The sequence below is a fragment of the Photobacterium satsumensis genome, assembly GCF_050336935.1.
GTDB lineage: Bacteria > Pseudomonadota > Gammaproteobacteria > Enterobacterales > Vibrionaceae > Photobacterium > Photobacterium satsumensis.
The window spans coordinates 301,058-307,726 of sequence record NZ_JAKJSK010000010.1; the positions used below are offsets into that span (position 1 = coordinate 301,058).

Sequence of the window (6,669 nt, forward strand, 5' to 3'; positions counted from 1 at the left end):
GGCTTAGGAAGTTTAGTCTCACGAAAGACGTGTAATATTGTCGTAATAGACGTTGAACCAGGGCCAAACTAGGATGTAATCAGAAGGTGATTAATAGGCCTGAGGTTGAGTTACTCAATAGCTAACAGCAAGGATGAACTATGGCATACCTGACTTCAATTAATTCAAGCTATCCACTGTTTTTAAAGGCATTTCATCAATTTGGCCGTCTCGCGACAGCAGTAGATACTTTAGTTGATAACCCTGAAATTTCGAGGATACATGCAGTCATTGAGTGGATTGATAGCAAGTGGTATATAAGAGATCTCAGTAAAAATGGTGTTTTGGTTAACAATAAAGCCATTCAGCCGAACAAACTCTATCAACTTGCGGTTGACGATAGGATCTGCTTTGCCAACAAAAAGAGTATAACATTTGTTGTTGCTAACCTAGATGAACCAAAAGACGTGTTAGTTCCGTTCGTTAGCGAGAAAAACTTCAAGGTAGAGCCCCGGAATCCCCAACCAATCCTATTGGAGCATTATCATTTTTTGCCATCAGAAAACTCACCGGAAGTCATTATCTTTTATGATGTGGTCGAAAAAAGTTGGTACTGTGAAACGATTAATGATTCTACACCAAGCAAACTATATGATGGAGAATTACTGGAATTCTCCGATTCAATGTGGAAATTAATCAAAGGGGCTGATGCTGCTGAAAAAGAAACAGTAGTTACAAGTGATACGGTTAGCAATGAGTTATGTTATATCTTCAACATCAGTCAAGATGAAGAACTCACCGAGCTTACGTTAAAGAACAATCGGTCTGATATTGATTGTGAAACACGTAGCCACCATTACTTAACAGCCTTGCTAGCAAGATATAAAGGCCAGGATAAACAAGAACAGTTACCTGAGCATTTACAAGGTTGGCGCACAATTGAGCAATTGACCAAGGATATTGGTTTGTCTGAGAATCACGTCAATATTCAAATTCATCGCGCAAGAAAACAGCTTGCTGATAAATTACAGTCGGAAGGTATTTGTGAACCCTTGCTTATTGAACGGAAAAGAGGCCGTGTCCGTTTTGCTGCAAATGACTTTAAAGTGTTTAAAGGCCAGGAATTGGAAGTTGATTCGATGATGGTGTGATGGTGATACTAGGCAGTGTGGATTTCGGTTTGAACGACCTTTTTCCGCACTGACTATCATGAATTGTTAGCGTGCGAGTTCACAAAACCAATAATATATGCAACAGGTGGCGCTTGTTGGTCTAAGCTTAAATTTGATAATTTGCACAGTTGCTTTGCTGATGACTATAGGCAGTAGTGAACTGAATTGGCTCTGAAATATGCTGTAATAGACAATCATATGGATGTGATTTTTTCTCAATTAAATGTACCGGATGGGTTGGCTTGGCCTAAATCGAAGGGCTATGACACGACACAATTAGATGAAAGTAGATGGTTGACACATGTCAACAAAGCTTGTTTCGATGGAAAATGGGACGTTATGCCTTTAAGGGGATTAGCGAGGCATATGGTATGTTCACCCATCTTACAGGCTTTTAATTTTGGGGAATCAGCCAACCCTAACGATTATCAAAACTACCCCATCTTAGATGGATTACCCCATATTGCTCGTTTTTTGCGGTTATTTCCTTGTTCTGTTCTATCTGCCCGTTTAATGAGATTGAGCCCCGGCTCTGAAATCAAGCCTCATCGTGATAGTGGCTTAGATCTTTCTAATGGTCAGGCCCGCCTTCATTACTGCTTGCAGTCCGATCCTGATGTTGAGTTTATGGTTAGTGGACAATCGTTAAAAATTGCTGAGGGGGAGTTGTGGTACATCAATGCGGCAGCAGAGCATGCTGTTTATCACCGAGGTTATCAGCCTCGTATTCACTTAGTTTTTGATTGTACTGTCAACCAGTGGCTTAAAGAGCAACTATATGAATGCTGAGAAATTTACTCTTCATTAGATACAAACGGGATAGTTGATAAACAGATATAGGATGGTCATGAAAAGTTTGAAAAGTGACGAGTTAGAAATTAATGATGTCAGTCCTACATTGTCAGCTGGTTTGATGAATGATTCAATACGTCAACAGTTAAGAGGAGGTGATACCTATCAGCCATTAATTGAAACCTCTCGTGCCGAGAGTATTGATAATTGCTTATCAGAAAACTTATATCAGTTAGTTGGTAATGTACTAAGTAATCAGCCGATAGATAAAAAGGGGTTAGATTTACAGTTAAAAGTAATTTTTGATCAATTAAAAATGATATATACGCATGCTGATATATCATCTATGTATCGTTCGCGTCAGTTTATTTCTCGTCATGGTCTAATCATTTCACCTGATCATTGTATAACATCTGTGAAAGATACGCTTCGAGTACGAGCATATCTTAGATCAGTACACCAAGCCATTTCTCAATTAAAGTTAGATAATAATTCTACGGTTCATATTGTTTATCCGGCTTGTGGGCCTTTTGCACCCTTGCTATTACCCCTATTAAGTTATTATAAAACTAATGGGCTATATACTGGGGATGATATACAGGTAACGTTTATCGACCTCCAACCTGGTGCGATTTTGAGCTTAAAGGCTGTAACCGATGAGCTTGGTTTACATGACTTTATTCGTGATTTCTATTGTCAAGATGCCTGTGAGTATGAGTCCAGTACCTCAATAAATATAGTTGTATTAGAATCATTGCAGCATGGCCTGAGTAGAGAAGGGCATGTGGCTCTAGCACGTCACTTTGCTAGGATTATGGATCCAAATGGTATCTTTCTTCCACAGGAACTTGTGTTACGAGCTGTCTTAACCGTTGGGCAGAAAGAGTATATTGAACAGTGGAAAGAGGAAAATAGTCGTGCGTATGATGTTAGTCAGGAAATTATTGGTTGTAATCAAAGAGTAGAACTCGGTGAAATCTTACGCTTAAACACGCAGACACTGATTGACCTTAAAGACTATGTTGTAGATCAATCAACAAGTCTTATTGAGTGTGAAGAAATAGTTATTCCACCTGAAACCGTAATACCAGAACAGCCTTTGATTATTATTTGCACTCAAATAAAGGTCTTCGACGAAGAGATATTGAATGAATATGACTCCGGCATCACACATCCATTACCAGATATGCAAGTTTGTATAAATTATACGCCTATAGATGCTAAGCCAGGGGACCTAATGGTAAAAAGTGGTGATGAATTGAAATTTTATTATCGACTGAATGGGTTACCAGGTTTCATGGCAACGATAGCAATGTAAGCTAATTTTAAGGGAAGTGATAATGCCTGAACAAAATCAAAAAGTTGTCATTTTTGCCGCAAGTAGCGCTGTGATTCCAGTGATTAATACACTTTTAGCGAAAGCTTCATTGGTCGGCGTTGTATTAAATGATCGAGTTGATACTGATTCCTATCAATTAGAGCTGCAATTGCAGCAAGCAAAGATCCCCTACATTCGATATCGGCCAGATACTCCTGAAGACGTTATTTTCCAAGTAGAAACATGGGGGGCTAATATTGGGTTGGTTTATACTTTCTCACATCGGCTACCTTCGATTATTCTCAATAGCTTTACCATAGGAATCTATAACCTACATGCATCTTACCTTCCTAAATACCGGGGTGCGATGCCACTGTATTGGCAGATTAGAAACAATGAATCAGAGACAGCGATCACTATTACAAAAGTTGAGCCAGAGCTTGATGTTGGCGATATTATGATTCAGCAATCATTGCCATTGAACCCTAATGATACTTTTAATAGTCTCGGTCATACCATTGCCCAGCAGTCGCCAAATTTGGTGATGAAATTTTTAGAATCATTAAGTGCAGGGGCACTTGAAGGGGTACCTCAACAGGGTGAAATTAGTGTTGCTCCTATACCAAGTCAGCAAGATTTAATGGTTAATTGGCAAACGATGACAGCCGCCGATATTACGGCAATGGCCAGAGCTGGAAATCCGTTATTCAATGGTGCACTTGTTGTTTGGAAACAATCATATATTGGATTGTTACAAGCAACTTTAGTCGACCATGCTGATTATGGCGTTCCTTTTGGGACTGTTTTGCATATTGGCGAACCCGAGGGGGTAGTCGTATCAGCTAGGGGCGGGGCATTGCGCTTTGATATACTCTCGGTCAATGAGGGGCTTTTTTCGGGGGGGGCATTCGCTGAACGCTTCCAGTTAACAGCTGGAGAGCAATTTAGCTCTCCATAATACAGTTTTTATCTTAACTATATCGTTAGCAAACGGCTGACTCATGTGGAAGGTTACTGACGTATAATATTATTTTTACTTTAGTTCCGAGATGGGAAAGTCCCCTGTATTGCAATAATATAGTTTATTCCTAATGTCGGCTGGATGGTGCTAAATTTCTCCCCTCCGCCTGTGACTCCGACTGTAACCGTGCCACCAGTAATACCTGTTCCAGTAATAGTTGTTGTTGTATTAACCTCAACATCTATTGCCTGTTCAGCAAGAAACGATGTTCCCTTACTATCGTTATAGATATTGTCGCCGTCATTTCGACCATCTTTGGTCGTAGCTAAATAATTGCCAGCAGGTTGATTGGTTGTGCCGTCTGAATCAGAAACAAACATTTTTGCTGTTGCTTCTGATTGAGAAGTCGCTGTAAGCGAAGGACTTCCTCCTGACGGTGAAAATTGCGCAGTATGTGAGTGGTTAGGCATATGTTTAATGGATAATTGGGTCAAGTCATTACCAAACATACGACCCTCTATCGTTTCGACGGTTATACCAGGAGCTTTCCCTGGACCTGATGGAACGCGACTTCGTAAATCAGGTAGAGCGAAATTAGTACGCCCATCGCCTCCCCATGTAGTACCTAATATTGCAAAAAGAGCCTGATTTTGACTGATTGGCATAAGTTGCCCACTACAAAAAGCCCAATCTTTTGGAGCAAAATTACCACCAAATAAGATTGTTCCACCCATTATAAATTCCATGAAAATTCCTTTCTTCGTGAGTTGGTCAATAACAAGTATCGTCAAATGTTCGATGCAAGCAACCTGCTGTAAGGAAGCGGTAATATTAAAGGTAGCAGTAAAAACCCATTATATATGTAATTAGGTGCTTCGTTGTGCGCGATGATATTTCTTGAAATAAGGTAGGATTACAATGGATTGTCGACAGTACTTTGGACAAGTAGGATCTGCTTTATCGAACCTGCTGTTTATTCTCATTTTGATTCTATCGGGTACTGTTGCGACAGTAAATGCTATGACTTTAGGCACTAGCGATGGTACTTATGATTTTGGGAATTTAGGAGGTACCGATTCAGGGGGAGCTAGTTTTAAGACGCAGGGCGATAAGTTTATTGTCAGTAATAGTTTCGCGGGTGTGGCTAATATCCTTTACGTATCAAATGCTACGCAGGCAACAAACACTGTTATTTTTCAAGCTGAAGGTGGCGATATCATGAAGTCGTTTTCGCTTATTGATATAGGTGTGGGTGATTTTGGTGGTGGTCAAGATATTCCTCGTTTCGATATAACCCTTTATAATTCAAGTGATGAAATAATTGCGACTCATGTTCTATCTAGCGACTACGCAAATGTCCCATCTTCAGGCGTTTCAATTAGTGACTTTACATTTACTCCAGCTTGGCCAAGTACGGGGTATGATGTTGTCACAAAAATTGAAGTAACTTACGAAGCTCAAAATAGTGCAGAAGTAGCTAATTTCGAATTTCGAAGTATAACGTTGGCAAACATTTCTGCTGAAATTATTTCCACAAATACTCCACCTGTAATTAGCGGTTCACCTGCGACCTCTGTTAACCAAGATGCCAGTTACAGCTTCACGCCAGTAGCGAGTGATATCGACAACGATGATCTGACCTTCAGTATCGAAAACCAGCCTTCGTGGACGAATTTCAACCCCGCGACCGGAGTATTATCGGGCCTGCCGACGAATGCTGATGTCGGTACCAGTTCAAACATTGTCATTAGTGTTTCGGATGGTATTGAGACAGCCAGCTTACCAGCGTTCAATTTGGCAGTGGTGGATGTGAATGATGCACCAACTATATCGGGCTCTCCACCTACAACCGTTAACCAAGACGCGGTGTATAGCTTCACCCCGATTGGCAGTGATGCCGACAGTGATGACTTGGCCTTTAGCATCGAAAACCAGCCTTCGTGGACGAATTTCAACCCCGCGACCGGAGTATTATCGGGCCTGCCGACGAATGCTGATGTCGGTACCAGTTCAAACATTGTCATTAGTGTTTCGGATGGTATTGAGACAGCCAGCTTACCAGCGTTCAATTTGGCAGTGGTGAATGTGAATGATGCACCAACTATATCGGGCTCTCCACCTACAACCGTTAACCAAGACGCGGTGTATAGCTTCACCCCGATTGGCAGTGATGCCGACAGTGATGACTTGGCCTTTAGCATCGAGAACCAGCCGAGCTGGACGAATTTCAACCCTGCGACTGGAGTGTTATCAGGCCTGCCGACCAATGGTGATGTCGGTACCAGCTCAAACATTGTCATCAGTGTTTCGGATGGTATTGAGACAGCCAGCTTACCAGCGTTCAATCTGGAAGTGGTGAATGTGAATGATGCGCCGACTATTTCAGGTTCACCAGCCACCTCAGTGAATCAAGATGCAGTGTATAGCTTCAGTCCAAGTTATAGCGA

6 protein-coding genes are annotated in these 6,669 nt (G+C 41.2%); 5 read left to right on the forward strand and 1 reads right to left on the reverse strand.

The window, feature by feature from the left end; translation table 11 throughout:
* Window positions 1-140: 140 nt before the first annotated feature.
* The 4 genes from L4D79_RS21200 to L4D79_RS21215 all read left to right on the forward strand — a co-directional run bounded on the left by L4D79_RS21200 (window position 141) and on the right by L4D79_RS21215 (window position 4,219).
* The gene (locus L4D79_RS21200) at window positions 141-1,130 is read left to right on the forward strand and encodes an FHA domain-containing protein (protein ID WP_428654082.1); all 990 of its coding nucleotides are present in this window, start codon (window positions 141-143) and stop codon (window positions 1,128-1,130) included.
* A 186-nt stretch (window positions 1,131-1,316) separates the two neighbouring features.
* On the forward strand, window positions 1,317-1,940 hold the full coding sequence (locus L4D79_RS21205; protein ID WP_428654084.1) for an aspartyl/asparaginyl beta-hydroxylase domain-containing protein: 624 nt from the start codon (window positions 1,317-1,319) through the stop codon (window positions 1,938-1,940).
* 58 nt (window positions 1,941-1,998) lie between these two features.
* Complete coding sequence (locus tag L4D79_RS21210; RefSeq protein WP_428654086.1) at window positions 1,999-3,261, forward strand: SAM-dependent methyltransferase; 1,263 nt, start codon at window positions 1,999-2,001, stop codon at window positions 3,259-3,261.
* Window positions 3,262-3,283: 22 nt separating this feature from the next.
* On the forward strand, window positions 3,284-4,219 hold the full coding sequence (locus tag L4D79_RS21215) for a methionyl-tRNA formyltransferase (RefSeq protein WP_428654088.1): 936 nt from the start codon (window positions 3,284-3,286) through the stop codon (window positions 4,217-4,219).
* 80 nt (window positions 4,220-4,299) lie between these two features.
* Here L4D79_RS21215 and L4D79_RS21220 read toward each other — a convergent pair whose 3' ends face one another.
* Entirely contained in the window at window positions 4,300-4,968 is a 669-nt protein-coding gene (locus L4D79_RS21220) for a phage tail protein (protein WP_428654090.1), read from the reverse strand.
* A 472-nt stretch (window positions 4,969-5,440) separates the two neighbouring features.
* On the opposite strand from L4D79_RS21220, the gene L4D79_RS21225 reads away from it, so the two are divergent.
* Window positions 5,441-6,669 (forward strand): putative Ig domain-containing protein (locus L4D79_RS21225; RefSeq protein WP_428654092.1); only part of this gene is annotated, 1,229 nt, incomplete at its 3' end.